Origin of the sequence: Frigoribacterium sp. PvP121 (assembly GCF_017833115.1) — a bacterium.
Lineage (GTDB): Bacteria > Actinomycetota > Actinomycetes > Actinomycetales > Microbacteriaceae > Frigoribacterium > Frigoribacterium endophyticum.
The window spans coordinates 2,385,230-2,412,005 of record NZ_JAFIBR010000001.1; the positions used below are offsets into that span (position 1 = coordinate 2,385,230).

A 26,776-nucleotide genomic window follows, 5' to 3' on the forward strand; every position below is an offset into this window, starting at 1 on the left:
CACCGCACCACCCCACCCGCATCCCCCTTGACACTCCGCAGTGAGCACGAAGGAGAACTGACAACCATGTCTGAATTCACCCCCACGGTCTCCGGGACCGGCGTCCGAGCGCGCGTCCAGCGCTTCGGAGGCTTCCTCGCGGGCATGATCATGCCGAACATCGGCGCGTTCATCGCCTGGGGCCTCATCACCGCCCTCTTCATCCAGACCGGCTGGACCCCGGTGCCGCAGCTCGGCGGCTTCGGCGAGATGTCCGACGGCACGCCGTGGCCCGGCCTCGTCGGCCCCATCATCAAGTACCTGCTGCCGATCCTCATCGCCTACACGGGTGGTCGCATGATCCACGGCCAGCGCGGTGCCGTCATCGGCGCCGTCGGCGTCATGGGCGTCATCGTCGCGACCGACGTGCCGCAGTTCCTGGGCGCCATGATCGTCGGCCCGCTCGCCGCCTGGCTGCTGAAGCAGTTCGACAAGCTCGTCGACGGCCGCATCAAGTCCGGCTTCGAGATGCTGGTCAACAACTTCTCGCTCGGCATCATCGGCGCCGCCGTGGCGGTCGGGGCGTTCTTCGGCCTGGCCCCCGTGACGACCTGGCTGACCGGCGTCTTCGGCTCCGGCGTCGACTTCCTCGTCGAGCGCGGGCTGCTGCCGCTCGCGTCGATCATCATCGAGCCCGCCAAGATCCTCTTCCTCAACAACGCCATCAACCAGGGCGTGCTGACCCCCCTCGGCGGCATCGAGTCGCAGGAGACCGGCAAGTCCATCCTGTTCATGCTCGAGTCGAACCCCGGCCCGGGCCTCGGCATCCTGCTCGCGTTCCTCTTCTTCGGACCGCGCGCCATCCGCCCCTCGGCCCCGGCTGCGATCGTCGTGCACTTCTTCGGCGGCATCCACGAGATCTACTTCCCGTACGTGCTGATGAAGCCCGTGCTGCTCGTCTCCGCCATCCTCGGCGGCGCCACCGGCATCACGGTCTTCTCGATCTTCGGAGTCGGCCTCGTCGGCCCCGCCTCGCCGGGCAGCATCATCGCCTACACGCTCGTCGCCGCCCGAGGGGACATCCTCCCGATCTACCTGGGTATCCTGCTCTCGGCTGCGGTCTCGTTCGTCGTCTCCGCCTTCCTCATGGGCTTCGGCCGCAAGGAGAACCGCGAGGCGGCCGCCGAGGACGCGGCCGCGCAGGAGCAGGCCCTGGCCGACGCACAGGCGGCCACCGCCGCCAACAAGGCCACCAGCAAGGGGACGTCGGCACCGACGTCCAACTGACACCGCGGGGGGCGGCCGTTCGGCCGGCCCCCCGACCCCGATGAAACAAGGAGACTGACATGGCAACCCTCGACGGTTCCTCGATCAAGAAGCTCATCGTCGCGTGCGACGCCGGCATGGGCAGCAGCGTCATGCTCGCCTCGACGCTGAAGAAGCAGCTCAAGAAGAGCGGCGTCACCGTCGAGCACTCGCCCGTCGCCAGCATCCCGGCCGACGCCGACGTCGTCGTGACACAGAACAACCTCGCCGAGCGCGCCCGCGGCGTCGTGCCGAACGTCCCCGTCGTGCCGTTCCAGCTCTTCATGGGCGACCCGAACGTCGCCAAGATCGTCAAGGCGATCCAGGACGGCTCGACGGTCGAGGTCTGAGCGTGACCGACGAGCAGGCCCCGGCCCTGACGACCCTCCTCGCGGAGTCGTCGATCCGCCTCGACGAGACCGCCGCCGACCGTGACGAGGCCATCCGGGCGACCGGCCGGGCCCTCGTCGAGGCCGGAGCGGTCGACGAGAGCTACGTCGACGCGATGTTCCAGCGTGAGCAGAGCGTCTCGACCTACGTCGGCGAGGGCGTGGCCATCCCGCACGGCACCCTCGCGGGGAAGGACAGCGTGAAGGCCGACGCCCTGGTCGTCCTGCGCTTCCCGACCCCGGTCGACTGGGACGGCAACGAGGTCAGCGTCGCGGTGGGGATCGCCGCGAAGGGCAACGGCCACATCGCCATCCTCAGCCAGCTGGCGAGCATCCTCATGGACCCGGACTCCGCCGCCGCCCTCCGCGGGGCGACGACGTCGGCCGAGGTCTATGAGCTCCTCGCCGCGACCGACGACGACGACTGACCCCCGACGCCCCACCCCTGACGGCCCCGGCCGTCCACCCGACCGACGACCCGACCGGCTCGGTCGCGACCAAGGAGAAGAAATGCCCGAACGTACCGTCACCATCGCCTCGAGCGTCGGGCTGCACGCCCGCCCCGCCTCGCTCTTCAGCCAGGCCGCCGGCAAGACCGGCGCCAAGGTCACGCTGACGACCGCGGCCGGCAAGAGCGTCAACGCCGCGAGCATCCTCGGCGTCCTCTCGCTGGGCATCGGCCACGGCGAGCAGGTCACGCTGGCCACCGAGGGCGACAACGCCGACGCCGCCCTCGAGGAGCTCGCCGGGCTGCTCGAGACGGACCTCGACGCGGAGTAGCGCCACCCGCCCCGGAGGGCGCCGACGACCCCGGTCGTCGGCGCCCTCCGTCGTCCCCGGCCTGGCTAGGCTCGGCGCATGACCGTCGAGCCCACGCCCCCCGCCCGCCGCGAGCCCACGCCGGTCGACGCCGTCGCCGAACGCTGGGTCGACACCCTGGTCGACCTCGACCCGACCGTGGCGACCTGGATCGGCCGTGAGGGCCGGACGGGCGAGTACGGCGACTACTCGCCCGAGGGCCAGGAGCGCCACGAGGAGGCGGTCCGCGCGGCCCTCCGCGACCTCGACGCGGCGCCGGCGGTCGACGACGTCGACCTCGTGACGCGCGACGACCTCCGGAGCGAGCTGGTGCTCGACCTCGAGCAGGCCGAGCACCGGCTCGAGCTCCGAGACCTGAACGTGATCGCGTCCCCCGCCCAGGGCATCCGCGAGGTCCTCGACCTCATGCCGACGGACAGCGACGAGGAGTGGTCCGACGTGGCCTCGAGGCTCGCCGGGGTCGACCGGGCCGTCGCCCAGTACGTCGAGACGCTCCGGCTCGGGGTGCGGGAGGGCGTCGTCCCGGCCCGCCGACAGGTCGAGGCCGTGGCGGAGCAGTGCGCGCGGATCGGCGATCCGGGCGGCTTCTTCGCCGAGCTGACGGCGCGACCGGTCCTGGCGGACGGGAGCGGCGCCTCCGACGGGCTCGTCCGCGACCTGCAGCAGGGCGCGCGCTCCGCGGGGGCCGCCTACCTCGGCCTGCGGTCCTTCCTGCTCGACGAGCTGCTGCCCGCGGCGGGCCTCGACGACGCCGTGGGCCGGGACGCCTACGCCCTGCACTCGCGACGTTTCCTCGGCGCGACGATCGACCTCGACGAGACCTACGAGTGGGGGCTCGACGAGCTCGCGCGGACGGCCGCCGAGCAAGAGGCCGTGGCCGGGCAGATCGAGCCGGGCGCCTCGGTGGCCCGGGCGATCGCCGTCCTCGACCAGGACCCCGCCCGGCAGCTGGAGGGCACCGACGCGCTCCAGCAGTGGATGCAGGGCCTCAGCGACCGTGCCGTGGCCGAGCTGGCGGGCACCCACTTCGACGTCCCGGAGCCGCTGCGCCGGCTGGAGTGCCGCATCGCGCCGACGAAGGACGGCGGCATCTACTACACCGGCCCGAGCGACGACTTCTCCCGGCCGGGCCGCATGTGGTGGTCGGTGCCCGAGGGCGTGACCCGGTTCAGCACCTGGCGTGAGACCACGACGGTCTTCCACGAGGGCGTCCCGGGCCACCACCTCCAGATCGGGCAGGCGGTCTGGGCCCGGGGCACCCTCAACACCTGGCGCCGCCAGCTCGCCGGCACCTCCGGCCACGCCGAGGGCTGGGCCCTCTACGCCGAGCGGCTGATGGACGAGCTCGGCCACCTCGCCGACCCGGGCGACCGCCTCGGCATGCTCGACGGGCAGCGGATGCGGGCGGCGCGCGTCGTCATCGACATCGGCGTGCACCTGGGCAAGACCGTCCCCGGCACGACGCAGCGGTGGGACCACGCCCACGCCCTGCGGTTCCTGACCGAGAACGTCTCGCTCGACGACTCGTTCGTGAGGTTCGAGGTCGACCGGTACCTCGGCTGGCCCGGGCAGGCGCCGTCGTACAAGGTCGGGCAGCGCATCTGGGAGGAGCTGCGGGCCGAGAGGACGCGCCGCGCCGGGGGCTCCCTCGACGTCGTCGCCTTCCACCGCGAGGCGCTCCAGCTCGGGGGAGTGGGGCTCGACACGCTCCGACGCGCCCTCCTGCGCTGACGGCCGTCGGCCACCCGGGGGAGGCGCGGCGCGCGGGGCCTCGGTCGTTGCCGCGTGCCCGGGCACGGAGCTATGATGTGGAGGCGCTTCCTGCGCCGATCTGTCCGCCCGCCGTGGTCGACTCCCCCCGACGAGACACTCCTCGGGACGACCGCGGCCCGATCCATGCTTTCACTGGAGCACTAACTACATGACAACCGTAACGACCAAGGCACCCAAGCAGGTCGCCATCAACGACATCGGATCCGCTGATGACTTCCTGGCCGCGGTCGAGAAGACTCTGAAGTTCTTCAACGACGGCGACCTCATCGAGGGCACCGTCGTGAAGATCGACCGCGACGAGGTCCTCCTCGACGTCGGCTACAAGACCGAGGGCGTCATCCCCTCGCGCGAACTCTCGATCAAGCACGACGTCGACCCCACGGAGGTCGTCGAGGTCGGCGACACCGTCGAGGCCCTCGTCCTCCAGAAGGAGGACAAGGAAGGCCGTCTGATCTTGTCCAAGAAGCGCGCTCAGTACGAGCGTGCCTGGGGCGACGTCGAGAAGATCAAGGACGCCGACGGCGTCGTCACCGGAACGGTCATCGAGGTCGTCAAGGGCGGCCTCATCGTCGACATCGGCCTCCGGGGCTTCCTCCCCGCGTCGCTCATCGAGCTGCGCCGCGTCCGCGACCTCACGCCCTACCTGGGCCAGGAGATCGAGGCGAAGATCCTCGAGCTCGACAAGAACCGCAACAACGTGGTCCTGTCGCGCCGTGCGCTCCTCGAGCAGACGCAGTCCGAGAGCCGCACCACCTTCCTCAACAACCTCCACAAGGGGCAGGTCCGCAAGGGCGTCGTCTCCTCGATCGTCAACTTCGGCGCCTTCGTCGACCTGGGCGGCGTGGACGGCCTCGTGCACGTCTCCGAGCTCAGCTGGAAGCACATCGAGCACGCCAGCGAGGTCGTCGAGGTCGGTCAGGAAGTCACCGTCGAGATCCTCGAGGTCGACCTCGACCGTGAGCGCGTGTCGCTCTCGCTCAAGGCGACGCAGGAGGACCCGTGGCAGGTCTTCGCCCGCACGCACGCCATCGGTCAGGTCGCGCCCGGCAAGGTCACGAAGCTCGTGCCGTTCGGTGCGTTCGTCCGCGTGGCAGACGGCATCGAGGGCCTCGTGCACATCTCCGAGCTGTCGGCGAAGCACGTCGAACTGGCCGAGCAGGTCGTCGCCGTCGGCGACGAGGTGTTCGTCAAGGTCATCGACATCGACCTCGACCGCCGTCGCATCTCGCTGAGCCTCAAGCAGGCCAACGAGGGCGTCGACCCCGAGGGCACCGAGTTCGACCCGGCGCTCTACGGCATGCTCACCGAGTACGACGAGCAGGGCAACTACAAGTACCCCGAGGGCTTCGACCCGGAGACCAACGAGTGGCGCGAGGGCTTCGAGACCCAGCGCGAGAAGTGGGAGCAGGACTACGCTGCCGCCCAGGCTCGCTGGGAGGCCCACAAGAAGCAGGTCGCGGCGTCCCTCGCCGAGGAGACCACCTTCGACGTGCCGTCCGGTTCGACGTTCTCGAGCGAGTCGGCCGGCGCCGGCACGCTCGCCGACGACGAGTCGCTCGCCGCTCTGCGCGAGAAGCTGTCGAACAACAACTAGTGACGCCGCACCTCACGGTGCAGCAGACCTGACCACGAGGCGGTCCCCGAGAGGGGGCCGCCTCGCGGCGTTCCCGGGCTCGCCGGTGGCTCACCGGGTAGCCTCGTCGGATGTTCGTCTGTGGGCTGACCGGGGGCATCGCCGCCGGCAAGAGCGTCGTGTCCCGTCGTCTCGCGGAGCGGGGCGCGGCCGTGGTCGACGCCGACCTCCTCGCCCGCGAGGTGGTGGAGCCCGGCACCCCCGGCCTCGCCGCGATCGCGGAGAGGTTCGGCGGCGGCGTCCTGGCCGCGGACGGCAGCCTGGATCGTCCGGCCCTCGGAGCCCTGGTGTTCTCCGACCCGGGGGCCCGCCGCGACCTCGAGGCGATCACCCACCCCGCCGTCCGGGAGCTCTCCCGCCGGCGCATGGCCGAGGCCGTGGCCGGCGACCCGGCCCGGGTCGTGGTCTACGACGTCCCCCTGCTCGTCGAGACCCGGGGAGCGGGCGAGTTCGACGTCGTCGTCGTGGTCCACGCCCCGGCAGAGGAGCGCGTCGCCCGGCTCGTGCAGCTGCGGGGGATGCCCGAGCAGGAGGCGCGGCGCCGGGTGGCGGCACAGGCGGGCGACGACGAGAGGCTCGCGGTCGCCGACATGGTCGTCGACTCCTCGGGCTCCCTGGAGCAGACCCTGCAGCAGGCCGACGCCGTCCTCGACCGGCTCCGTTCGCTGTCAGCGGCGAAGGCAGGGGCCGCCCCCGGGCCGTCTGTCGGTGGCGCCTCGTAGACTCGGAGTCATGGAACCGACCCGAAGTGTCCGCCCGTTCGAGGTCGTCAGCGAGTACGAACCGAGCGGCGACCAGCCGGCGGCCATCGCCGAGCTGGCGGGTCGCATCAACGCCGGTGAGACCGACGTCGTCCTGCTCGGCGCGACCGGCACGGGCAAGTCCGCCACCACCGCGTGGCTGGTCGAGCAGGTGCAGCGGCCGACGCTCGTGCTCGCCCACAACAAGACCCTCGCGGCCCAGCTGGCCAACGAGTTCCGCGAGATGTTCCCGCACAACGCGGTCGAGTACTTCGTCTCGTACTACGACTACTACCAGCCCGAGGCCTACGTCCCGCAGACCGACACCTTCATCGAGAAGGACAGCTCGATCAACGCCGAGGTCGAGCGGCTCCGCCACTCGACGACGAACTCCCTGCTCAGCCGCCGCGACGTCATCGTCGTCAGCACGGTGTCGTGCATCTACGGCCTCGGCACGCCGGAGGGCTACCTCGAGGCGATGATCGCGCTGCAGGTGGGCCAGCGCATCGACCGCGAGACGCTCATCCGCCGCTTCGTCTCGATGCAGTACCAGCGCAACGACATCGACTTCTCTCGGGGCAACTTCCGCGTGCGCGGCGACACCATCGAGATCATCCCGATGTACGAAGAGCTCGCCATCCGCATCGAGATGTTCGGCGACGAGATCGAGGCGCTGTACGCCCTCCACCCGCTGACCGGCGACGTCGTGAAGACCCTCGACGCCGTGTCGGTGTTCCCCGGCTCGCACTACGTGGCGGGCACCGACGTCATGCACCGGGCGATCGGCACCATCAAGGAGGAGCTGGCGGGCCGGCTCGCCGAGCTCGACCAGCAGGGCAAGCTGCTCGAGTCCCAGCGGCTGCGGATGCGGACGACGTTCGACCTCGAGATGATGGAGCAGATCGGCTTCTGCAACGGCATCGAGAACTACTCCGCGCACATCGACGGTCGCGGTCCGGGGGAGGCGCCCCACTGCCTCCTCGACTACTTCCCGGACGACCTGCTGGTGGTCATCGACGAGTCGCACGTCACCGTGCCGCAGATCGGTGCCATGTACGAGGGCGACGCCTCGCGCAAGCGCACGCTGGTCGACCACGGCTTCCGCCTGCCCAGCGCTCTCGACAACCGACCCCTGAAGTTCGAGGAGTTCCTCGACCGGGTCGGCCAGAAGGTCTACCTCTCCGCGACGCCCGGCAAGTACGAGCTCGGCATCACCGACAGCGTCGTCGAGCAGATCATCCGCCCGACCGGCCTCATCGACCCCGAGATCGTCGTCAAGCCGTCCGAGGGCCAGATCGACGACCTCCTCGACGAGATCCGCACCCGGACGGAGCGCGACGAGCGCGTCCTCGTCACCACGCTGACGAAGAAGATGGCGGAGGAGCTCACCGACTTCCTCACCGAGGCCGGGGTTCGCGTGCGCTACCTCCACTCCGACGTCGACACCCTGCGTCGCGTCGAGCTCCTCACCGAGCTGCGGCAGGGCGTCTACGACGTCCTCGTCGGCATCAACCTGCTCCGTGAGGGGCTCGACCTGCCCGAGGTCTCCCTGGTCGCGATCCTCGACGCCGACAAGGAGGGGTTCCTCCGCTCGTCGACCTCGCTGATCCAGACCATCGGCCGTGCAGCCCGCAACGTCTCCGGCCAGGTGCACATGTACGCCGACGTCATGACCGCCTCCATGAAGCAGGCCCTCGAAGAGACCGATCGGCGTCGCGACAAGCAGATCGCGTACAACACCGAGCACGGCATCGACCCGCAGCCGCTCCGCAAGAAGATCGCGGACATCACGGAGGCGCTGGCTCGGGAGGGCGCCGACACGGCGGCCCTCCTCGCCGGGCGCGACGGCAAGAAGCGGTCTCCCACCCCGAACCTCAGGCGCGAGGGCAAGGGCGCGGCGGCGGCCAACGGCATCGAGTCGATCATCGCCGACCTCAACGAGCAGATGCTCCAGGCCGCGGCCGAGCTGAAGTTCGAGCTCGCCGGGCGGCTCCGCGACGAGGTCGCCGACCTCAAGAAGGACCTGCGACAGATGGAGGCGGCGGGCCATGTCCGCTGATCGCCTCCGAGTCGTCGTCACGGGCGCGACCGCGGGGCTGGGCTACTTCGCGGCCGCGCGCCTGGCCGCCCAGGGGCACCGGGTCGTCCTCGCCGCCCGTGACCCGGAACGCGCCGTCCGCGCGGCGGACGCCGTCCGGGAGCGCGTCGCGGGGGCGGACGTCGAGACGGTCGACCTCGACCTCGCCGACCTCTCCTCCGTGCGCTCCGGGGCTGACGCCCTCGCCGCGGGCGGCCCCGTCGACGTCCTGCTCGCCAACGCGGGGGTCGTGGGCCAGCGACGCCGCCAGACCACCGCCGACGGCTTCGAGCTGCAGTTCGGCACGAACCACCTCGGCCACTTCGCCCTCGTCTCGCACCTCATGCCCGCGCTCGGCGCCGCCCGGGCCGGCCGCGTCGTCCACCTCGGCAGCATCAGCCACCGGTGGGTGCGACTCGACCTCGACGACCCGATGATGGTGTCGAGCTACTCGAGCTACGTGGCCTACGCGCGGTCGAAGCTGGCCGTGATGTCGTTCGGCTTCGAGCTCGACCGTCGGCTCCGTGCCGCGGGGTCGACCGTCACGAGCGTCGTGGCACACCCGGGCTTCGCCTGGGAGAGCCTGAGCGACCCCCGCCCGCCCGTCGTCGAGCCCCGCCGGCCGCCGGCCGTCGTCACCTCCATGATGCACACCTTCTCGCAGGGCAAGGAGGTGGGGGCCGAGCCGCTCGTCCACGCCGCCACGGCCCCCGACGTCGTCGGAGGGGAATACTGGGGTCCGGCCGGCTGGTTCCAGCTGACCGGAGCACCGGCCAGGGTCCCCGCGAAGCGGCACGCCCGCGACCCCCAGGCGGCCGAGCGGCTCTGGGCCGTCTCCGCCGGCCTCACCAAGACCCACCCCGCCCTGTGACACAGGGCACGTCCTCCCACGGAGAAGGCCGACCGGCAGTGTCGGTGGTCTCCGTAGAATGGTAAGAGTGTCAATCTCTCCCGTAGATGGTTCCTCCGTGCTCAGCGTGCGCGGCGCCCGAGTCCACAACCTCGACAACGTCGACCTCGAGATCCCGAGAGACAGCCTCGTGGTCTTCACCGGTCTCTCGGGCTCGGGCAAGTCGTCGCTCGCGTTCGACACGATCTTCGCCGAGGGCCAGCGCCGCTACGTCGAGTCCCTGTCGGCGTACGCCCGCCAGTTCCTCGGCCAGGTCGACCGCCCCGACGTCGACTTCATCGAGGGCCTGAGCCCCGCGGTCTCCATCGACCAGAAGTCGACGAACCGCAACCCGAGGTCGACGGTCGGCACGATCACCGAGATCTACGACTACATGCGCCTGCTCTGGGCCCGCATCGGCATCGCGCACTGCGCGGTCTGCGGCGAGAAGATCAGCCGGCAGACCGTCCAGCAGATCGCCGACCAGCTGATGACGCTCGAGACGGGCACGCGCTTCCAGGTCCTGAGCCCCGTCGTGTCGAAGAAGAAGGGCGAGTTCGTCGACCTCTTCGCCGAGCTCGCGGCCGCGGGCTACTCCCGCGCGATCGTCGACGGCGAGCAGGTGCAGCTCTCCGCGCCCCCCGCCCTCAAGAAGCAGGTCAAGCACGACATCTCCGTCGTGGTCGACCGGCTCGTGGCCTCGCCCGAGGGCCTGACACGCCTCACCGACTCGCTCGAGACGGCGCTGCGCCTCACCGACGGCCTCGTCACCGTCGACTTCGTCGACACCGACGCGGGCGCGGCGGGCAAGTACCGCACCTTCTCCGAGAAGCTCTCCTGCCCGAACGGCCACCCCGTGCAGCTGACCGAGGTCGAGCCCCGCACCTTCTCGTTCAACGCTCCCTTCGGAGCCTGCCCCGAGTGCTCGGGCATCGGCACGCGCATGTCCGTCGACACCGACCTCGTGCTGGGCGACCCCGAGCTGAGCCTGGCCGAGGGCGTCATCCTGCCCTGGACCAACTCGGGCAAGGGCCTCTACAACTACTTCCAGAAGCTCCTCGAGGGCCTCGCCATCGACCTCGACTTCAGCCTGCGCACCCCCTGGAAGGACCTGCCGGAGCGCATCCGCGAGGCCGTGCTGCAGGGCAACGACTTCGAGGTGACGGTGAAGTGGAAGAACCGCTTCGGCCGTGAGATGAAGTACTCGACGGGCTTCGAGGGCGTGATGCCCTACATCGAGCGCAAGTACGCCGAGGCGGAGACCGACAGCCAGCGCCAGCGCTACTCCGAGTACCTCCGTGAGATCCCGTGCACCGTCTGCGGCGGCAAGCGCCTCAAGCCCGAGGTGCTGGCGGTCACGGTCGCCGAGCAGAGCATCGCCGACGTCGCCGACCTCAGCCTCGCCGACGCCTTCGCCTTCATGAACGGCCTGACCCTGACGCCGCGCGAGGCGCGGATCGCGGCCCAGGTGCTGCGCGAGATCCGCGTGCGGCTCGAGTTCCTCCTCGAGGTCGGCCTCACGTACCTCTCCCTCGCCCGCTCGGCCGGCTCGCTCTCGGGCGGCGAGGCGCAGCGCATCCGACTCGCGACGCAGATCGGGTCGGGCCTCACCGGCGTGCTCTACGTCCTCGACGAGCCCAGCATCGGCCTCCACCAGCGCGACAACCGGCGGCTCATCGACACGCTCGTGAAGCTGAAGGACCTCGGCAACACGCTCATCGTCGTCGAGCACGACGAAGACACCATCAAGACGGCCGACTGGGTCGTCGACATCGGACCGGGTGCCGGGGTCAACGGCGGCCACGTGGTCCACTCCGGCAGCTACGAGGACCTCCTCGAGAACCGGGAGTCGTACACGGGCGACTACCTCTCCGGCCGCCGTTCCATCGAGACTCCGACGACCCGTCGCCCCGTCGATCCCGACCGGGTCATCACGGTCGTGGGCGCCAAGGCGAACAACCTCAAGAACGTCACGGTCGAGTTCCCCCTCGGCGCGTTCGTCGCGGTCACGGGCGTCAGCGGCTCGGGCAAGTCGACGCTCGTCAACGACATCCTCTACAAGGTCATGGCCAACAAGCTCAACGGCGCCCGCCAGATCCCCGGCAAGCACCTCCGGGTCACGGGCCTCGAGGCCCTCGACAAGGTCGTGCACGTCGACCAGGCGCCCATCGGCCGCACCCCCCGGTCGAACCCGGCCACCTACACGGGCGTCTTCGACCGCATCCGCAACCTGTTCGCCGAGACGGTCGAGGCCAAGACACGGGGCTACCTGCCCGGTCGCTTCAGCTTCAACGTCAAGGGCGGTCGCTGCGAGAACTGCGCCGGCGACGGCACCATCAAGATCGAGATGAACTTCCTGCCCGACGTCTACGTCGCGTGCGAGGTCTGCGGTGGTGCTCGCTACAACCGCGACACCCTCGCCGTGCACTACAAGGGCAAGAACATCTCCGAGGTGCTCGACATGCCGATCAGCGAGGCGGCGGTCTTCTTCGAGCCCATCTCGGCGATCTCCCGCTACATGAAGACCCTGGTCGACGTGGGCCTCGGCTACGTCCGCCTCGGCCAGAGCGCGACGACGCTGAGCGGCGGCGAGGCGCAGCGGGTCAAGCTCGCCACCGAGCTCCAGAAGCGGTCGAACGGCCGCAGCGTCTACGTGCTCGACGAGCCGACGACCGGCCTCCACTTCGAGGACGTCCGCAAGCTCCTCCTCGTGCTGAACGGCCTGGTCGAGAAGGGCAACACCGTCATCACGATCGAGCACAACCTCGACGTGATCAAGTCGGCCGACTGGCTCATCGACATGGGCCCCGAGGGCGGTGCGGGCGGCGGCTCCGTGCTGGCCACCGGCACGCCGGAGCACCTCGCCACGGTGCCCGAGAGCCACACGGGGGTGTTCCTCGCCGAGATCCTCGAGCAGGGCCACGCCGCGCCCGGGCCCGCCGCCTCCAAGCGGCGTCAGGGAGCGGCCGCACGTCGCCGGGAGGCCGTCGAGGCCCGATGAGCAACACCGTCTCCTGGCGCCCCCCGGCGGGCGAGATCCCGACCGACCCCGGGGTCTACCGCTGGCGGGACGAGCGCGGCCGCGTCCTCTACGTGGGCAAGGCGAAGAACCTCCGCGCTCGTCTCAGCAACTACTTCGCGCCGCTGCCCACCCTGCACGAGCGCACCCGGCGCATGGTGCTCACCGCGCGGTCGGTGGAGTGGACGGTCGTCGGCAGCGACATCGAGGCGCTGCAGCTCGAGTACACGTGGATCAAGGAGTTCGACCCGCCGTTCAACGTCAAGTTCCGCGACGACAAGACGTACCCGTTCATGGCCGTGACGCTCGGCGACGAGGCACCGCGGGTCATGGTGACGCGGAACCCGAAGATCAGGGGCGCGAAGTACTTCGGCCCGTACCCCAAGATCTGGGCCGTCCACGACACCATCGACCAGATGATCAAGGTCTTCCCGATCCGCACCTGCTCCGACAGCAGCTACAAGAAGGCGATGCAGACGGGCAAGCCCTGCTTCCCGGGCCAGATCGGGCGCTGTGGCGGGCCGTGCTCGCACCGGGTCTCGATCGAGGAGCACCGGGTCATCGTCGACGAGTTCGTCAGGTTCATGGGCAGCTACGACAAGCGCGTCATCGCCGAGAAGCAGAAGGCGATGAAGACCGCGGCCCTCGAGCAGCGCTACGAGGACGCCGCCCGGTTCCGCGACCAGGTGCAGGCCCTCGAGGCCGTGCTCGACAAGTCCGCCGTCGTGCTCCGCGACTCCGCCGACCTCGACCTGTACGCCCTGGCGGAGGACGAGCTCGCCGCCGCCGTGCAGCTCTTCACCGTCCGCGGCGGCCGCATCCGGGGCTCGCGGGGCTGGGTCGTCGACAAGGAGATCGACATCTCCTCCGGCGACCTCGTCGAGCAGGTCCTCCAGGGCAGCTACCCGGCCGGGGCCGAGGTGCCCCGCGAGATCGTCGTCAGCGCCGTGCCCGACGACGTCGAGGCCCTCGAGGCCGTGCTGGGCGACGTCCGTGGCCGAGGGCGCGTGCAGGTGCGGTCGGCCCAGCGGGGGGAGAAGGCCGCGCTCATGCAGACGGCCATGCTCAACGCCCAGCAGTCGCTGATGCTGTACAAGACGCGACGGAGCGCCGACTTCGCCACGAGGTCGACCGCCCTGGCGGACATCCAGGAGGCGCTGGGCATGACCGAGGCGCCGTTGCGGATGGAGTGCTACGACGTCTCGCACCTCTCGGGCACCAACATCGTCGCGTCGATGGTGGTCTTCGAGGACGGCCTCCCGCGGAAGGACCAGTACCGCCGGTTCAGCATCCCGCAGTCCACCGACGACACCGAGTCGATCTACCAGACGCTGAGCCGCCGACTCGCCCGCCTCGACGACGAGCTCGCCCCGGTGGAGGAGGTCGGCGAGCAGCGGAAGCGCTTCGCCTACCGTCCGAACCTCCTCATCGTCGACGGCGGTCAGCCCCAGGTGGCCGCCGCCCGCCGTGCGCTGGACGACGCCGGCGTCACCGACATCGCCCTCTGCGGCATCGCGAAGCGGCTCGAGGAGATCTGGCTGCCCGACGACGACTTCCCCGTCATCCTGCCCCGCAACTCCGACGCCCTCTTCCTGATCCAGCGCATCCGGGACGAGGCGCACCGCTTCGCCATCACGTTCCAGCGCCAGCGACGGAAGCGCGACGTCGCGACGCAGCTCGCGGAGATCCCCGGCCTCGGACCCGCCCGCGTGGCGGGGCTGCTCAAGCACTTCGGCTCCGTCAAGCGGCTCAAGCAGGCCGACGTGGAGGAGATCTCGTCCATCCGGGGGATCGGCCCCACCCTCGCGGCGGCCGTCGTCGCGCGGCTCGGGTCGACGAGCGACGCCGAGGTCGCCGAGGCGGACGACGCCCGCCCCGAACCGGACCAGCCCGCCGCCGCCGTCTAGGATCACACCCACCCCGTGCCGACACGATCGAAGGTCACCTCCCCATGAGCGACGCGTCAGAACAGCAAGAGGTCCTCATCGTCTCCGGCATGTCCGGGGCCGGTCGCTCGACCGTCGGGAACGCCCTGGAGGACCTCGGCTGGTACGTCGTCGACAACCTGCCCGCCCAGATGCTCCGACCGCTGCTCGACCTCGCCGAGCGGGCGGGGGACTCCCTCCCGAAGATCGCCGCCGTCGTCGACGTCCGGGGCGGGCGTCTCTTCTCCGAGGCTCAGGAGGCGGTGCGCACGCTCCGCGAGAGCATGCCCAGCAAGGTGCGGGTCCTCTTCCTCGACGCGACCGACGCCGTGCTCGTGCGTCGGTTCGAGCAGGTCCGCCGGCCGCACCCGCTCCAGGGCGACGGCACGCTGCTGGACGGGATCCTCGCCGAGCGGGCCCGGATGGAGGAGCTGCGGGAGACGAGCGACGTGATCATCGACACGTCCGAGCTCAACATCCACCAGCTCGCGACGGCCGTGACGGAGCGCTTCGCCGAGTCCGAGCGGCCCGGCGTGCAGGTGACCGTCCTCAGCTTCGGCTTCAAGTACGGTCTGCCCGCCGACGCCGACAGCGTGGGCGACGCGCGGTTCCTGCCCAACCCGTTCTGGGTGCCCGAGCTCCGGTCGCAGAACGGTCTCGACGAGCCGGTCACGAGCTACGTCATGGCGCAGGACGGCGCCCACGAGTTCGTCGACTCCTTCGCGGCTGCCCTCCGCCCGGTGCTCGCCGGCTACCAGCGCGAGAACAAGAGACACGCTACGATCGCCATTGGCTGCACGGGCGGCAAGCACCGATCGGTCACCCTCGTGGGCGAACTGGCCGCGATCCTGCGCGACCTCCCCGGCGTCGCCGTCAGCGTGAAGCACCGCGACCTCGGTCGTGAGTGAGCCGGCGTCCGCACCGACGGGCACCGGCCGTCCGTCCGACCTGACGGCCTCGCCACCAGCCCGACACCCCTCGACGACCGAGCCCCGGAGGCACGCCCCCGTGGCCTCGTCGACCATCGACAGAGACAAGGACCCGCACCTGTGGCACAGACCGCCGACGTCAAAGAAGAGCTCGCCAAGGTCGAGGTGACCCGCACGACCGTGCGCGCCGCCGAGGTGGCGACGATCCTCCGCTTCGCCGGCGGGCTGCACGTCATCTCCGGTCGCATCGCGGTCGAGGCCGAGCTGGACAGCCCCGCCATCGCTCGTCGGGTCCGCAAGGACCTCGCCGAGCTCTACGGCGCCCGCAGCGACGTCTCGATGATCGGGGCCTCCGGTGCCCGGCGCACGGCCCACTACCTCGTCCGCGTCCACGAGGCGGGCGAGACGCTCGCCCGGCAGACCGGCCTGATGGACCAGCGTCGTCGTCCCGTCCGCGGGCTGCCGAACCGGCTGACGACGGGGTCGCGTGACGACCTGGCCGCGATCTGGCGCGGAGCCTTCCTCGCCCAGGGGTCGTTGACCGACCCCGGGCGCTCGGCCTCGCTCGAGGTGGTCTGCCCCGGCAACGAGGCCGCGATGGCCCTCGTCGGCGCGGCAGGTCGTCTCGGCGTCCCCGCGAAGGCCCGCGAGGTCCGGGGCGTGCACCGGGTCCTCGTCCGTGACGGCGAGGCGATCAGCGCCATGCTCGCCGTCATGGGCGCCCACAAGAGCGTGGGGGAGTGGGAGGAGATGCGCCAGCGCCGCGAGGTGCGTGCCACGGCCAACCGCCTGGTCAACTTCGACGACGCCAACCTGCGGCGCTCCGCCGAGGCCGCCGTCGCCGCCTGCGCCCGCGTCGAGCGAGCCATGCAGCTCCTCGGCGACGACATCCCCGAGCACCTCGCCTACGCGGGCCGCCTGCGCCTCGCCCACCGCGACGCCAGCCTCGACGAGCTCGGCCACCACGCCGACCCGCCGATGACGAAGGACGCCGTGGCCGGCCGCATCCGTCGCCTCCTGGCCATGGCCGACAAGAAGGCCTCCGACCTCGGGGTCGCCGGCACGGAGGCCAGCCTGCCCTCCGACCTCGACCTCCGCTAGGGGCACGACGGGGGCGCGTCTCATCACGACGCACACGCACCCCCGGCTGGTACTGTGACAAACGGTCCGGCTCCCCGACCGCACTGGTCTGAGAGCCCTCCGAGGGCCTGGTCGCCCGCCCCCTCCACGCGTCCCCGCGACGCCTGATCAACAGGAGTTCCCTTGACCGTCAAGATCGGCATCAACGGCTTCGGTCGCATCGGCCGCAACTACTTCCGCGCAGCGCTCGCCAAGGGCGCCGACATCGAGATCGTCGCCGTGAACGACCTCACCGACAACGCGGCCCTCGCGCACCTCCTCAAGTTCGACTCGATCACGGGCCGCCTCGACGCCACGGTCGAGCTCGACGGCGACTCGATCGTCGTCGACGGCAAGCCGATCAAGGTCCTCGCCGAGCGCGACCCCGCGAACCTCCCCTGGGGCGAGCTGGGCGTCGACATCGTCATCGAGTCGACCGGCTTCTTCACCAAGGCGGAGGACGCGCGCAAGCACATCACCGCCGGCGCCAAGAAGGTCCTCATCTCCGCGCCCGCCACGGGCGACGACGCGACCATCGTGCTGGGCGTCAACGAGGGCATCTACGACCCCGCCTCGCACCACATCATCTCGAACGCGTCGTGCACCACGAACAGCCTGGCGCCGCTGATGAAGGTGTTCCTCGACAACTTCGGCGTCGAGCGTGGCCTGATGACGACGGTGCACGCGTACACGGCCGACCAGAACCTCCAGGACGGCCCCCACAAGGACCCGCGTCGTGCCCGCGCCGCGGCCGTCAACATCGTCCCGACCTCGACGGGTGCGGCCAAGGCCATCGGCCTCGTCATCCCGCAGCTCGCCGGCAAGCTCGACGGCTACGCGCTGCGTGTCCCGGTGCCGACCGGCTCGATCACCGACGTCACGCTCGAGACCTCGACCCCCGTCACGGTCGAGCAGATCAACGCGGCGTACAAGGCCGCCGCCGAGGGCGAGCTCAAGGGCATCCTGGCCTACTCGGAGGACCCGCTGGTCTCGAGCGACATCACGACCGACCCGCACTCGTCGATCTACGACTCGGGCCTGACCAAGGTCATCGGCAACATGGTCAAGATCACCTCGTGGTACGACAACGAGTGGGGCTACTCCAACCGCCTCGTCGACCTCACCGAGTACGTGGCCGACCGCCTCTAGCCGGTCAGCGCACACCCCCCAGCACGAACCCCCCGGAGGCGGTCAGGCACGAGCCTGACCGCCTCCGTCGCAGAGAAGAGAACGAGAATGACCCTCCGTACCCTCGATCAGCTCGGAGACCTGGGCGGGAGGCGCGTCATCGTCCGCTGCGACCTCAACGTCCCCCTCACCGACGGCGTGATCACCGACGACGGCCGCGTCCGCGCGTCGCTGCAGACGCTGAACCAGCTGCTCGACCAGGGCGCCCGAGTCGTCGTCATCTCGCACCTGGGCCGACCGGACGGTCAGCCGGTCGAGAAGTACAGCCTCCGGCCCGTGGCGCAGCGGCTCAGCGAGCTGCTGGGCAAGAGCGTCGGCTTCGTCGCCCAGACGGTCGGCGACGACGCCACCGCCGCGGTCGAGCAGCTGCAGGACGGTCAGGTGACCGTCCTCGAGAACCTCCGCTTCAGCGCCGCCGAGACGTCCAAGGACGCGGGGGAGCGCCGCGCGTTCGCGGAGCGGCTCGCGCAGCTCGGCGACGTCTTCGTCTCCGACGGCTTCGGCGTCGTGCACCGTGAACAGGCCAGCGTCTACGAGCTCCCGCAGCTGCTGCCGAGCGCCGCGGGCACGCTCATCTCCGCCGAGCTCGAGGTCCTGGAGCGCCTGACCGAGAAGCCGGAACGCCCCTACGCCGTCGTCCTCGGCGGGTCGAAGGTCAGCGACAAGCTCGGCGTGATCGAGCACCTCCTGCCCCGCGTCGACTCGCTCCTCATCGGTGGCGGCATGCTGTTCACCTTCCTGGCCGCCCAGGGGCACCCGGTCGGCAAGAGCCTCCTGGAGGCCGACCAGCTCGACCGCGTCCGCGGCTACGTCGCCGAGGCGCAGGAGCGCGGGGTCCGCCTCGTGCTGCCCACCGACGTCGTCGTCGCCTCGGCCTTCGCCGCCGACGCCGAGCACACCACGGTCGCCGTGGACGGCATCGAGTCGTCCGAGCTCGGCCCGGAGGCCCTCGGGCTCGACATCGGGCCCGACACCGCGGCGGCCTTCGCGGAGATCATCTCCTCGTCGTCGACGGTCTTCTGGAACGGCCCCATGGGCGTGTTCGAGTTCGACGCCTTCGCCACGGGCACCCGCGTCGTCGCGCAGGCGCTGACGGAGGTCAGCGGGCTGGCCGTCGTCGGCGGAGGCGACTCCGCGTCCGCGGTGCGCTCCCTCGGCTTCACGGACGACCAGTTCGGCCACATCTCCACCGGTGGTGGAGCCAGCCTCGAGTTCCTCGAGGGCAAGAAGCTCCCCGGACTGGAGGTCCTCGGATGGTGACCACGCGCACGCCCCTGATCGCCGGCAACTGGAAGATGAACCTCGATCACCTGCAGGCGATCGCGTTCGTCCAGAAGCTCGCCTGGAGCCTCAAGGACGCCAAGCACGACTTCTCGTCGGTCGAGGCGGTCGTCTTCCCGCCCGCGACCGACCTCCGGAGCGTGCAGACGCTGCTCGACGCCGACAAGCTCGAGCTGGGCCTCGGCGCCCAGGACCTCTCGAGCCACGACTCCGGTGCCTACACGGGCGAGATCTCCGGGGCGTCCCTCCGGGCCCTCGACGTGCAGTACGTGCTCGTGGGGCACTCGGAGCGCCGCACCCTCCACTCCGAGGGCGACGACGTCGTCGCGAGCAAGGTCGCCGCGGCCCACCGCCACGGCCTCGTCCCGATGATCTGCGTGGGCGAGACCGCGGCCGACCTGGAGGAGCACGGTCCGAGCGCCGTCCCGGTGGCCCAGCTCCGCGCCTCCCTGGCCCAGGTCCCCGCCGACGCCGAGATCGTCGTCGCGTACGAGCCCGTCTGGGCCATCGGCTCCGGGCAGGCGGCCACGCCCGAGCAGGCGCAGCAGGTCTGCGCCGCGCTGCGCGAGGCGCTCGTCGAGATCGCAGGCCCCGAGCGGGCGGCCACGACTCGCGTCCTCTACGGCGGCTCCGTGAAGTCGAGCAACATCGCGTCGTTCCTGCGGGAGCCCGACGTCGACGGCGCCCTGGTCGGCGGAGCGAGCCTCGACGTCGCGGAGTTCACGAGCATCGTCCGCTTCCGCTCGCACGTCGGCGTCTGACGGAGCGTCGGGTCCGGCAGCTCGCCCGCGCGGGCGAGCCGCCGGACCCGACGCTCCGGTTATACTCGTTTACGGTCTCACCGCATCGAAAGGCGTTCCGTGGAAATTCTCCAGGTCATCCTGCAGGTGTTGCTCGGCATCACGAGTCTCCTGCTGACCCTGCTCATCCTGCTGCACCGCGGTCGCGGCGGCGGTCTCTCCGACATGTTCGGCGGCGGTGTCACGAGCAACCTCGGGGCGTCCGGCGTCGCCGAGCGCAACCTGAACAGGATCACCGTGTTCCTCGGCCTCGTGTGGATCACCTGCATCGTCGTCCTCGGCCTCATCACCAAGTTCTCGGCGGTGAGCTGATGGCCTCCGGCGGCAGCGCGATCCGTGGCTCCCGCGTCGGCGCGGGCCCCATGGGCGAACAGGACCGCGGCTTCCACGCCGAGCGGGTCACCATCTCCTACTGGGACGCCCTCGGCAACGAGGTCGTCCGTCATTTCGCGGCCAACGTGCCCGACGACGAGATCCCTGAGACCGTCGACTCCCCGTCGTCGGGATTGCCCGCCGGTCGCGACAAGGAGAACCCGCCGACCGTGGCCAAGCTCGAGCCCTACAAGACGCACCTCGCCTACGTGAAGGAGCGTCGCACCGAGGAGGAAGCCGCCCAGCTCCTCGAGGAGGCGCTGCAGCAGCTCCGCGTCCGCCGAGGCAAGGCCTGACGCCCCAGCGACACCACGACCAAGCCCCCTGTCCGTTCGGACGGGGGGCTTCGTCGTGCTCTGCGCCTCTGCTCCCCAGCGGCGGGCGGCACGCCCCGACGAGGAGCGGACACGACGACGCCCCGCCCTGCGAGAGGAGGGCGGGGCGTCGTCGTGTTCCGTGTCAGTACGTCGAGGCGATGAGGTTCTCGGGCACCTCGGCCGCGGCGTCGCGGTCGACGAAGAAGACCGTGCGCTTCCGGCCCTTGACCCCGGCGACGGGCACCTGGTCGGCGCCGGCACCGGCGAGGGCGAGCCCCAGCGACGAGGCCTTCTCGGCCCCGGCGAGGATCATCCAGACGCGCTGGGACTCGTTGATGACCGGCAGGCTCAGCGTGAGCCGCACGGGCGGGGGCTTGGGGGAGTCCTCGACGACCAGGACCGTGGGCTCCGTCATCCGCACCTGCGGAGCGTCGGGGAAGAGCGACGCGACGTGGCCGTCCGGGCCGACCCCGAGGAGGGTGATGTCGAAGCGCGGAGCGAGGTCGTCCGCCTGGGCGTGCTCGTGCAGCTCCCGGCGGTACAGCTCCGCTGCGGCCTCCACGTCGGCGGCGTCGCCGACAGCGGCGAACCTGTGCACGTTCTCGGGCAGCAGCCCGATGTGGTCGAGCAGGTCGATGCCGGCCTGGTGGTCGTTGCGGTCGGGATGCCCCGCCTCGACCCAGCGCTCGTCGGCCCACCAGATCGAGACCTTCGACCAGTCGACGCTGTCGCGGGCCGGCGAGGCGTTGATGGCCGCGAGCACGAGGGTGCTCACCGAACCTCCGCTGACCACGACCGATGCGTAGTTCTGCTCCTCGATCACGTCGATGATCTTGGTGATGAAGCGCGCGGCCACGGAGGCGCCCAGCGATTCCTTGTCAGGGTGCACCAGCACCCGGCGTTCGTTCGTCACAGTGTCAGTCTGCCCTAGTTGCTCTCGACGGGGACGTCCAGCAGACGGACCCCGTTCCTCACGACGTTCCCGAAGAGGTCGTCGGCGTCGAGTCTACGGAGTTCCTCGGCGAGGCAGTCACGGAGCGACCGGCGTGGCAGCGAGAGGTCGTGCGTCGGCTGCCCGGGCTGCGTCAGCGTCGCCACGTCGACGACCGAGCGCTCCAGCTCGATGACGCCGGAGGCGCGGACGAGGCGCACGCCGTGGATGCCGCTCGAGCCGGTGGCGCCGATCGTCTCGTCGCCCTCGACGGTCACCTGGAGCTGCAGGCGCAGCCACGCGGCGAGCAGGACGGTCGAGGGGGAGTCGGGAGCGCCGCTCACCTGGACCCCGGTGACGGGCTCGTAGGGCGGCTGGTCCAGCACGGCGGCGAGCTGGGCGCGCCACAGCGTGAGCCGCGTCCAGGCGAAGTCCGTGTCGCCGGGGGCGTAGGAGCCGCCGAGGTCGATGATCGACTGCCGGGGGTCGGGCTGGCTGGCCGCGTCGGTGATGCGCCGCTGCGCGATGCGCCCCAGCGCCGACTCCGACACGACGTCCGGGTGCTCACGGGGCCACCACACCACGACGGGCGCGTCGGGCAGCAGGAGGCCCGTCACGAGGCCCTCCTCGTCGCTCGCGGTGTCGCCGTAGGCGCGCAGGAGGATGACCTCGCTGGCGCCGGCGTCCCCGCCCACGCGGATCTGCGCGTCGAGGCGCGCGTCGTCGGTCGTCTCCTCGCGGGACGTGGAGATGACGATGACGCGCATCGGGTGCTCGCGGGAGGCCTCGTTGGCCGCCTCGATGGCCTCTTCCTCCTCGCCGAGGTGGGTCGAGATGATGAGGGTCAACACACGGCCGAGAGCGACGGCACCGCCCTCCTCGCGGATCTTGACCAGCTTCTTCTGGACGCGGCTGATGGTGCTGTCGGGCAGGTCGACGATCACGGACGCCTCCAGGTTCGGCCGTCACGGGCCATCAGGTCATCGGCGGACTGGGGGCCCCAGGTGCCGGGGCGGTACTGCTCGGGCTGGCCCTGGGTCGCCCAGAACTCCTCGATCGGGTCGAGGATGCGCCAGGACAGCTCGACCTCCTCGTGACGGGGGAAGAGCGGCGGGTCGCCGAGCAGCACGTCGAGGATGAGGCGCTCGTACGCTTCGGGGCTCGCCTCGGTGAACGCGTGGCCGTAGCCGAAGTCCATGGTGACGTCGCGCACCTGGGTGCCGATGCCGGGCACCTTCGAGCCGAAGCGGAGTGTCACTCCCTCGTCGGGCTGGACGCGGATGACGAGGGCGTTCTGGCCGAGCGAGGTCTGCGTGCCGAAGATGTTCTCGGGGACCTGCTTGAAGACGACGGCGATCTCGGTGACGCGACGGCCGAGGCGCTTCCCGGCCCGGAGGTAGAACGGCACGCCGGCCCACCGCCGGGTCGCGATCTCGAGCTTGACCGCCGCGAACGTCTCGGTGACGCTCTCGGGGTTCATGCCCTCCTCGTCGAGGAACCCGAGGACCTTCTCACCGCCCTGCCACCCGCCCGAGTACTGGCCCCGGGCCGTGCCCGCGGCGATGTCCTCCGGGATGCGGACGGCCGAGAGGACCTTCTCCTTCTCGGCACGGAGGTGCGAGGCCTCGAACGTGACGGGCTCCTCCATCGCGGTGAGCGCGAGGAGCTGCAGGAGGTGGTTCTGGATGACGTCGCGCGCGGCGCCGATGCCGTCGTAGTAGCCGGCCCGACCGCCGACGCCGATGTCCTCGGCCATGGTGATCTGCACGTGGTCGACGTAGTTGGAGTTCCAGAGGGGCTCGTACATCTGGTTGGCGAAGCGCAGGGTGAGGAGGTTCTGCACCGTCTCCTTGCCCAGGTAGTGGTCGATCCGGAAGACCGAGTCGGGCTCGAAGACGCTCTCGACGACGGCGTTCAGCTCGCGGGCGGTCTTGAGGTCGCTGCCGAACGGCTTCTCGATGACGACACGGCGCCAGGCGCCGTCCTTCTCCTCTGCCAGGCCGGAGTTGCGCAGCTGCTCCGTGACCATCGGGAAGGCCTTGGGCGGGATCGACAGGTAGAACGCGTGGTTGCCCATCGTGCCCCGCTCACGGTCGAGCTCCTCGATGGTGTCCTTGAGCCGCGTGAAGGCCTCGGCGTCGTCGAAGACGCCCTGGACGAACCGGAACCCCTCCTTGAGCTGACGCCAGACGTCCTCGTCGAAGGGAGTGCGCGCGTACTGCTTGACGGCCTCGTAGACGACCTGCTCGAAGTCCTGGCCCTCCCATTCGCGACGGGCGAAGCCGACCAGCGCGAAGCCCGGGGGCAGGAGGCCCCGGTTGGCGAGGTCGTAGACGGCGGGCATCAGCTTCTTGCGGGAGAGGTCTCCCGTGACCCCGAAGATGATGAGTCCGCTGGGGCCCGCGATGCGAGCCAGACGGCGGTCGGAGGGCAACCTCAGCGGGTTGGACTCCGGCGTGATCTCCACCGGTGACATCTGTCTCTCGTTCCTTGGTGATCGTGGTGTGCGTGCCGCTGACGGGGGGCGGGCGCAGGAGCGCCCGCCCCCCGTCAGCGGAGAGCGCCCCGCAGCGCGGGGAGCAGGGCCGACGGGTCGTCGACCGTGAGGGTGAGCACCGGCCGCCCGTGGGCGGCCAGCACCTCGGCGTCCCCCGCCGCCTGCGCGTGGAGGAGCTCGCCGAAGGTGAAGGGCGCGCCGGGCACGGCGAGGTCCTCGTCGGTGCCCTGGACGATCTGGAGGAAGACCCCCGTCGCCGGACCGCCCTTGTGGTACTGGCCCGTCGAGTGGAGGAAGCGGGGCCCCCAGCCGAAGGTCGTCGGCCGCTCGGCGCGCTCGGCGGTCCACTCGCGGAGCGCGAGCAGGTCAGCGTGCGCGTGGCGGTCGACGTAGGCCTGGATCGCGACGTAGCCGTCCGCCGGCAGCTCCGCGAGCAGGGCGGCGACGGCGGACTCGAGCGAGCCCCCGACGACGAGCCCCGACGACGCACGCACGGCCACGCCCCCCGTGAGGAACGCGGGGGGCACGGTCCCGGGCCGTGCGGTGAGCAGCTCCCGGGTGGCCTCCTTCGCCGACTCGACGTCGGGCTGGTCGAAGGGGTCGATGCCCAGGAGACGACCCGCGACGGCGACGGCGTACTGCCAGAGCAGGAAGTGGCCGCCCAGCGACGCGGAGACCTCGACCTCGCCCTCGGCCACGTCGAAGGTCTCCAGCTCGTCCGCCACGAGGCGGATGATCTGGACGTCGGCGAGATCGCCCCGGACCTCGCGACCACCAGGGCCGACGACGACGGGGAGGAGGCCGCGACCACGCTTGCCCGTCGACTCGGCGAGGAGCTGCTCGGCCCAGTCGGCGAGCCCGACGATGTGCGTCCCGTCGGAGACCAGCGCGATCTTGTCGCGGAGGGGAGAGGTGCCGGCGAGCACCGCGCCGAGCACGAGGCCCGGGTTGGTCTCGTCGTCCTGCGCCAGCTCGACCGAGACCGCGCCGGCCTCGGACAGCAGCGACCGGACGTCGGCGCCGGCGAGACCGGCCGGGACGAGGCCGAAGGCCGTGAGGGCGGAGAAGCGACCGCCCACCGTGGGGTCGGCCAGGAACACGCGGTGCCCGGCCTCGCGAGCCCGGGCCTCCAGGGGAGACCCCGGGTCGGTGACGACGACGATGCGCTCCGTCGCGTCGAGGCCTGCCGCGTCGAACGCGGCGGTCCAGGCACGGAGGTGCGCGTCGGTCTCCACCGTCGAGCCGGACTTCGACGACACCACGAGGACGGTGCGATCGAGACGATCGCCCAGGGCCCGTCGTACCTGCCCCGGTTCCGTGGCGTCGACCACCGTGAGCTCGACGCCCGCGGTCCGGGCGATCACCTCGGGAGCAAGGGAGGAGCCACCCATGCCCGAGAGGACGACATGGTCGAGACCACGAGCGCGGAGCTCCTCACGGAGCGACTCGATCTCGGCCAGGAGCGGCGTCGAGACGGCGACGGCCTCGGTCCAGCCGAGGCGCCGCGCCGCCTCGGGCTCCGCCTCGGGCCCCCACAGGGTGGGGACCTGAGCCGTGATGCCCGAGGCGACGAGGTCGCCGACCAGCTGCGGGACGACCCGCTCGACCGCGGCCGCGGCGTCGCCGCGGACAGCGATCGAGATGGTCACTCGGCGGAGCCGGCCGTCGGGACGGCTGCCTCGAGGGCAGCGCTGACGGTGTCGAGCAGCTCGTTCCAGGAGACGATGAACTTCTCGACGCCCTCCTTCTCGAGCAGCTCGGTGACCTCGTCGTACGAGACGCCCTGGGCCGCGATCGCGTCCATGACCTCGTTCGCCGAGGCGTACGACGACGAGATCGTGTCGCCACGGATCTCGCCGTGGTCGAACGTCGCCTCGAGCGTCTTCTCCGGCATGGTGTTGACGACGTCCTGCGCGACGAGCTCGACGACGTAGGTGGTGTCGAGGACGGCCGGGTCCTTGACGCCGGTCGACGCCCAGAGCGGACGCTGCTTGTTGGCGCCGGCGGCGAGCAGGCCCGCGGCACGCTCGGTCGCGAAGGCCTGGGTGTACACCTCGTAGGCCAGCTGGGCGTTGGCGACGCCCGCCTTGCCCTTGAGGGCCGTGGCCTCGTCGGTGCCGACGGCGTCGAGGCGCTTGTCGATCTCGGTGTCGACGCGCGACACGAAGAAGGACGCCACCGAGTGGATCTCGCTGATGTCGATGCCGGCGGCCTTGGCCTGCTCGAGACCGGTGAGGTAGGCGTTGATGACCGCGCGGTAGCGCTCGAGGCTGAAGATCAGCGTGACGTTGACGCTGATGCCCTGCGCGATGACGGCGGTGATGGCCTCGAGGCCCTCGACGGTCGCCGGGATCTTGATGAGCGCGTTGGGGCGACCGACCTTGGCGGCGAGCTTGATCGCCTGGTCGACGGTGCCCTTCGCGTCGTGGGCCAAGCCCGGCTCGACCTCGATCGACACGCGGCCGTCGAAGCCGTTCGTCGTGTCGTAGATCTCGCGGAAGATGTCGCTCGCGCGGGTGACGTCGTCCGTCGTGATCTCGAAGACGGCGTCGGTCACGCTCACGCCGGTCTTGGCGAGGAGGGCGACCTGGTCGTCGTACGCCTCGCCCTTGGCGAGGGCCGAGGCGAAGATCGTCGGGTTGGTCGTGACGCCCACGACGTTGCGCTCGGCGATGAGCTTCTGCAGCCCGCCCGAGTTGATGCGCTCGCGCGAGAGGTCGTCGAGCCAGATGCTGACGCCGGCGGCGGAGAGCTGTGCGGTGTTCGAATCAGTCATGTCGTTCTTCTCTTTTCT

Annotated in this window: 23 protein-coding genes; 18 read left to right on the forward strand and 5 right to left on the reverse strand. The window is 70.7% G+C overall.

What is annotated here, in order from left to right:
• Positions 1–66: 66 nt before the first annotated feature.
• The 18 genes from JOE43_RS11140 to JOE43_RS11225 all read left to right on the forward strand — a co-directional run bounded on the left by JOE43_RS11140 (position 67) and on the right by JOE43_RS11225 (position 20,533).
• Positions 67–1,266: a PTS mannitol transporter subunit IICB gene (locus JOE43_RS11140; RefSeq protein WP_209517773.1), complete on the forward strand. Its 1,200-nt coding sequence runs from the start codon at positions 67–69 to the stop codon at positions 1,264–1,266.
• Between the two features lie 59 nt (positions 1,267–1,325).
• Positions 1,326–1,634: a PTS lactose transporter subunit IIB gene (locus JOE43_RS11145; protein WP_167259182.1), complete on the forward strand. Its 309-nt coding sequence runs from the start codon at positions 1,326–1,328 to the stop codon at positions 1,632–1,634.
• A gap of 2 nt (positions 1,635–1,636) precedes the next feature.
• Entirely contained in the window at positions 1,637–2,101 is a 465-nt protein-coding gene (locus tag JOE43_RS11150; RefSeq protein WP_307803335.1) for a PTS sugar transporter subunit IIA, read from the forward strand.
• Between the two features lie 82 nt (positions 2,102–2,183).
• Positions 2,184–2,453 carry an HPr family phosphocarrier protein gene (locus JOE43_RS11155; protein ID WP_209517775.1) on the forward strand — a complete coding sequence of 90 codons (270 nt, stop codon included), beginning with the start codon at positions 2,184–2,186 and terminating at the stop codon, positions 2,451–2,453.
• A gap of 78 nt (positions 2,454–2,531) precedes the next feature.
• Positions 2,532–4,223: a DUF885 domain-containing protein gene (locus JOE43_RS11160; RefSeq protein ID WP_209517777.1), complete on the forward strand. Its 1,692-nt coding sequence runs from the start codon at positions 2,532–2,534 to the stop codon at positions 4,221–4,223.
• Positions 4,224–4,413: 190 nt separating this feature from the next.
• Positions 4,414–5,859: a 30S ribosomal protein S1 gene (rpsA, locus tag JOE43_RS11165; RefSeq protein ID WP_056054793.1), complete on the forward strand. Its 1,446-nt coding sequence runs from the start codon at positions 4,414–4,416 to the stop codon at positions 5,857–5,859.
• 110 nt (positions 5,860–5,969) lie between these two features.
• A complete protein-coding gene (gene coaE / locus JOE43_RS11170) occupies positions 5,970–6,620 on the forward strand; it encodes a dephospho-CoA kinase (RefSeq protein ID WP_209517779.1) in 651 nt (216 codons plus the stop codon).
• A gap of 10 nt (positions 6,621–6,630) precedes the next feature.
• Entirely contained in the window at positions 6,631–8,697 is a 2,067-nt protein-coding gene (gene uvrB / locus JOE43_RS11175) for an excinuclease ABC subunit UvrB (protein ID WP_209517781.1), read from the forward strand.
• Positions 8,687–9,586: an SDR family NAD(P)-dependent oxidoreductase gene (locus tag JOE43_RS11180; protein WP_209517783.1), complete on the forward strand. Its 900-nt coding sequence runs from the start codon at positions 8,687–8,689 to the stop codon at positions 9,584–9,586. Before uvrB ends, JOE43_RS11180 begins: the two co-directional genes overlap by 11 nt.
• A 58-nt stretch (positions 9,587–9,644) precedes the next feature.
• Complete coding sequence (gene uvrA, locus JOE43_RS11185) at positions 9,645–12,605, forward strand: excinuclease ABC subunit UvrA (RefSeq protein ID WP_209517785.1); 2,961 nt, start codon at positions 9,645–9,647, stop codon at positions 12,603–12,605.
• Positions 12,602–14,530, forward strand: a complete 1,929-nt coding sequence (uvrC, locus tag JOE43_RS11190; RefSeq protein WP_209517787.1) for an excinuclease ABC subunit UvrC — start codon at positions 12,602–12,604, stop codon at positions 14,528–14,530. The genes uvrA and uvrC overlap by 4 nt, the downstream gene beginning before the upstream one ends.
• A gap of 44 nt (positions 14,531–14,574) precedes the next feature.
• Positions 14,575–15,456, forward strand: coding sequence for an RNase adapter RapZ (gene rapZ / locus JOE43_RS11195; RefSeq protein WP_209517789.1), 882 nt, complete (start codon positions 14,575–14,577; stop codon positions 15,454–15,456).
• A 141-nt stretch (positions 15,457–15,597) separates the two neighbouring features.
• Complete coding sequence (gene whiA, locus JOE43_RS11200; protein WP_056054813.1) at positions 15,598–16,578, forward strand: DNA-binding protein WhiA; 981 nt, start codon at positions 15,598–15,600, stop codon at positions 16,576–16,578.
• Between the two features lie 162 nt (positions 16,579–16,740).
• Positions 16,741–17,745 (forward strand): type I glyceraldehyde-3-phosphate dehydrogenase, encoded by a 1,005-nt coding sequence (gene gap / locus JOE43_RS11205; RefSeq protein WP_209517791.1) that lies wholly within the window; start codon positions 16,741–16,743, stop codon positions 17,743–17,745.
• 87 nt (positions 17,746–17,832) lie between these two features.
• Complete coding sequence (gene pgk / locus JOE43_RS11210; RefSeq protein WP_209517793.1) at positions 17,833–19,044, forward strand: phosphoglycerate kinase; 1,212 nt, start codon at positions 17,833–17,835, stop codon at positions 19,042–19,044.
• Positions 19,038–19,826 carry a triose-phosphate isomerase gene (gene tpiA, locus JOE43_RS11215; protein ID WP_209517795.1) on the forward strand — a complete coding sequence of 263 codons (789 nt, stop codon included), beginning with the start codon at positions 19,038–19,040 and terminating at the stop codon, positions 19,824–19,826. Before pgk ends, tpiA begins: the two co-directional genes overlap by 7 nt.
• A 99-nt stretch (positions 19,827–19,925) precedes the next feature.
• Positions 19,926–20,177, forward strand: a complete 252-nt coding sequence (gene secG, locus JOE43_RS11220) for a preprotein translocase subunit SecG (RefSeq protein WP_056054823.1) — start codon at positions 19,926–19,928, stop codon at positions 20,175–20,177.
• Positions 20,177–20,533 (forward strand): RNA polymerase-binding protein RbpA, encoded by a 357-nt coding sequence (locus tag JOE43_RS11225; protein ID WP_167259193.1) that lies wholly within the window; start codon positions 20,177–20,179, stop codon positions 20,531–20,533. The genes secG and JOE43_RS11225 overlap by 1 nt, the downstream gene beginning before the upstream one ends.
• A 163-nt stretch (positions 20,534–20,696) precedes the next feature.
• On the opposite strand, the gene pgl is transcribed toward JOE43_RS11225, so the two are convergent.
• The 5 genes from pgl to tal form a co-directional block, all read right to left on the reverse strand.
• Positions 20,697–21,467 carry a 6-phosphogluconolactonase gene (gene pgl / locus JOE43_RS11230; protein ID WP_056054829.1) on the reverse strand — a complete coding sequence of 257 codons (771 nt, stop codon included), beginning with the start codon at positions 21,465–21,467 and terminating at the stop codon, positions 20,697–20,699.
• A 14-nt stretch (positions 21,468–21,481) separates the two neighbouring features.
• Complete coding sequence (locus JOE43_RS11235) at positions 21,482–22,429, reverse strand: glucose-6-phosphate dehydrogenase assembly protein OpcA (RefSeq protein ID WP_167259194.1); 948 nt, start codon at positions 22,427–22,429, stop codon at positions 21,482–21,484.
• Entirely contained in the window at positions 22,426–23,961 is a 1,536-nt protein-coding gene (zwf, locus tag JOE43_RS11240) for a glucose-6-phosphate dehydrogenase (protein WP_167259195.1), read from the reverse strand. The genes JOE43_RS11235 and zwf overlap by 4 nt, the downstream gene beginning before the upstream one ends.
• A gap of 74 nt (positions 23,962–24,035) precedes the next feature.
• Complete coding sequence (locus tag JOE43_RS11245; RefSeq protein WP_209517797.1) at positions 24,036–25,631, reverse strand: glucose-6-phosphate isomerase; 1,596 nt, start codon at positions 25,629–25,631, stop codon at positions 24,036–24,038.
• Entirely contained in the window at positions 25,628–26,758 is a 1,131-nt protein-coding gene (gene tal, locus JOE43_RS11250; protein WP_167259197.1) for a transaldolase, read from the reverse strand. The genes JOE43_RS11245 and tal overlap by 4 nt, the downstream gene beginning before the upstream one ends.
• Positions 26,759–26,776: the final 18 nt, after the last annotated feature.

Excerpts from the sequence above, each read along its gene's own strand:
- JOE43_RS11140 (WP_209517773.1), top strand. The coding sequence starts at position 67 with ATGTCTGAATTCACCCCCACGGTCTCCGGGACCGGCGTCCGAGCGCGC.
- uvrA (WP_209517785.1), top strand. The coding sequence starts at position 9,645 with ATGGTAAGAGTGTCAATCTCTCCCGTAGATGGTTCCTCCGTGCTCAGC.
- coaE (WP_209517779.1), top strand. The coding sequence starts at position 5,970 with ATGTTCGTCTGTGGGCTGACCGGGGGCATCGCCGCCGGCAAGAGCGTC.
- uvrB (WP_209517781.1), top strand. The coding sequence starts at position 6,631 with ATGGAACCGACCCGAAGTGTCCGCCCGTTCGAGGTCGTCAGCGAGTAC.
- pgk (WP_209517793.1), top strand. The coding sequence starts at position 17,833 with ATGACCCTCCGTACCCTCGATCAGCTCGGAGACCTGGGCGGGAGGCGC.
- rpsA (WP_056054793.1), top strand. The coding sequence starts at position 4,414 with ATGACAACCGTAACGACCAAGGCACCCAAGCAGGTCGCCATCAACGAC.
- tal (WP_167259197.1), bottom strand. The coding sequence starts at position 26,758 with ATGACTGATTCGAACACCGCACAGCTCTCCGCCGCCGGCGTCAGCATC.
- uvrC (WP_209517787.1), top strand. The coding sequence starts at position 12,602 with ATGAGCAACACCGTCTCCTGGCGCCCCCCGGCGGGCGAGATCCCGACC.
- tpiA (WP_209517795.1), top strand. The coding sequence starts at position 19,038 with ATGGTGACCACGCGCACGCCCCTGATCGCCGGCAACTGGAAGATGAAC.
- JOE43_RS11160 (WP_209517777.1), top strand. The coding sequence starts at position 2,532 with ATGACCGTCGAGCCCACGCCCCCCGCCCGCCGCGAGCCCACGCCGGTC.
- JOE43_RS11225 (WP_167259193.1), top strand. The coding sequence starts at position 20,177 with ATGGCCTCCGGCGGCAGCGCGATCCGTGGCTCCCGCGTCGGCGCGGGC.
- JOE43_RS11155 (WP_209517775.1), top strand. The coding sequence starts at position 2,184 with ATGCCCGAACGTACCGTCACCATCGCCTCGAGCGTCGGGCTGCACGCC.
- rapZ (WP_209517789.1), top strand. The coding sequence starts at position 14,575 with ATGAGCGACGCGTCAGAACAGCAAGAGGTCCTCATCGTCTCCGGCATG.
- JOE43_RS11180 (WP_209517783.1), top strand. The coding sequence starts at position 8,687 with ATGTCCGCTGATCGCCTCCGAGTCGTCGTCACGGGCGCGACCGCGGGG.
- zwf (WP_167259195.1), bottom strand. The coding sequence starts at position 23,961 with ATGTCACCGGTGGAGATCACGCCGGAGTCCAACCCGCTGAGGTTGCCC.
- JOE43_RS11145 (WP_167259182.1), top strand. The coding sequence starts at position 1,326 with ATGGCAACCCTCGACGGTTCCTCGATCAAGAAGCTCATCGTCGCGTGC.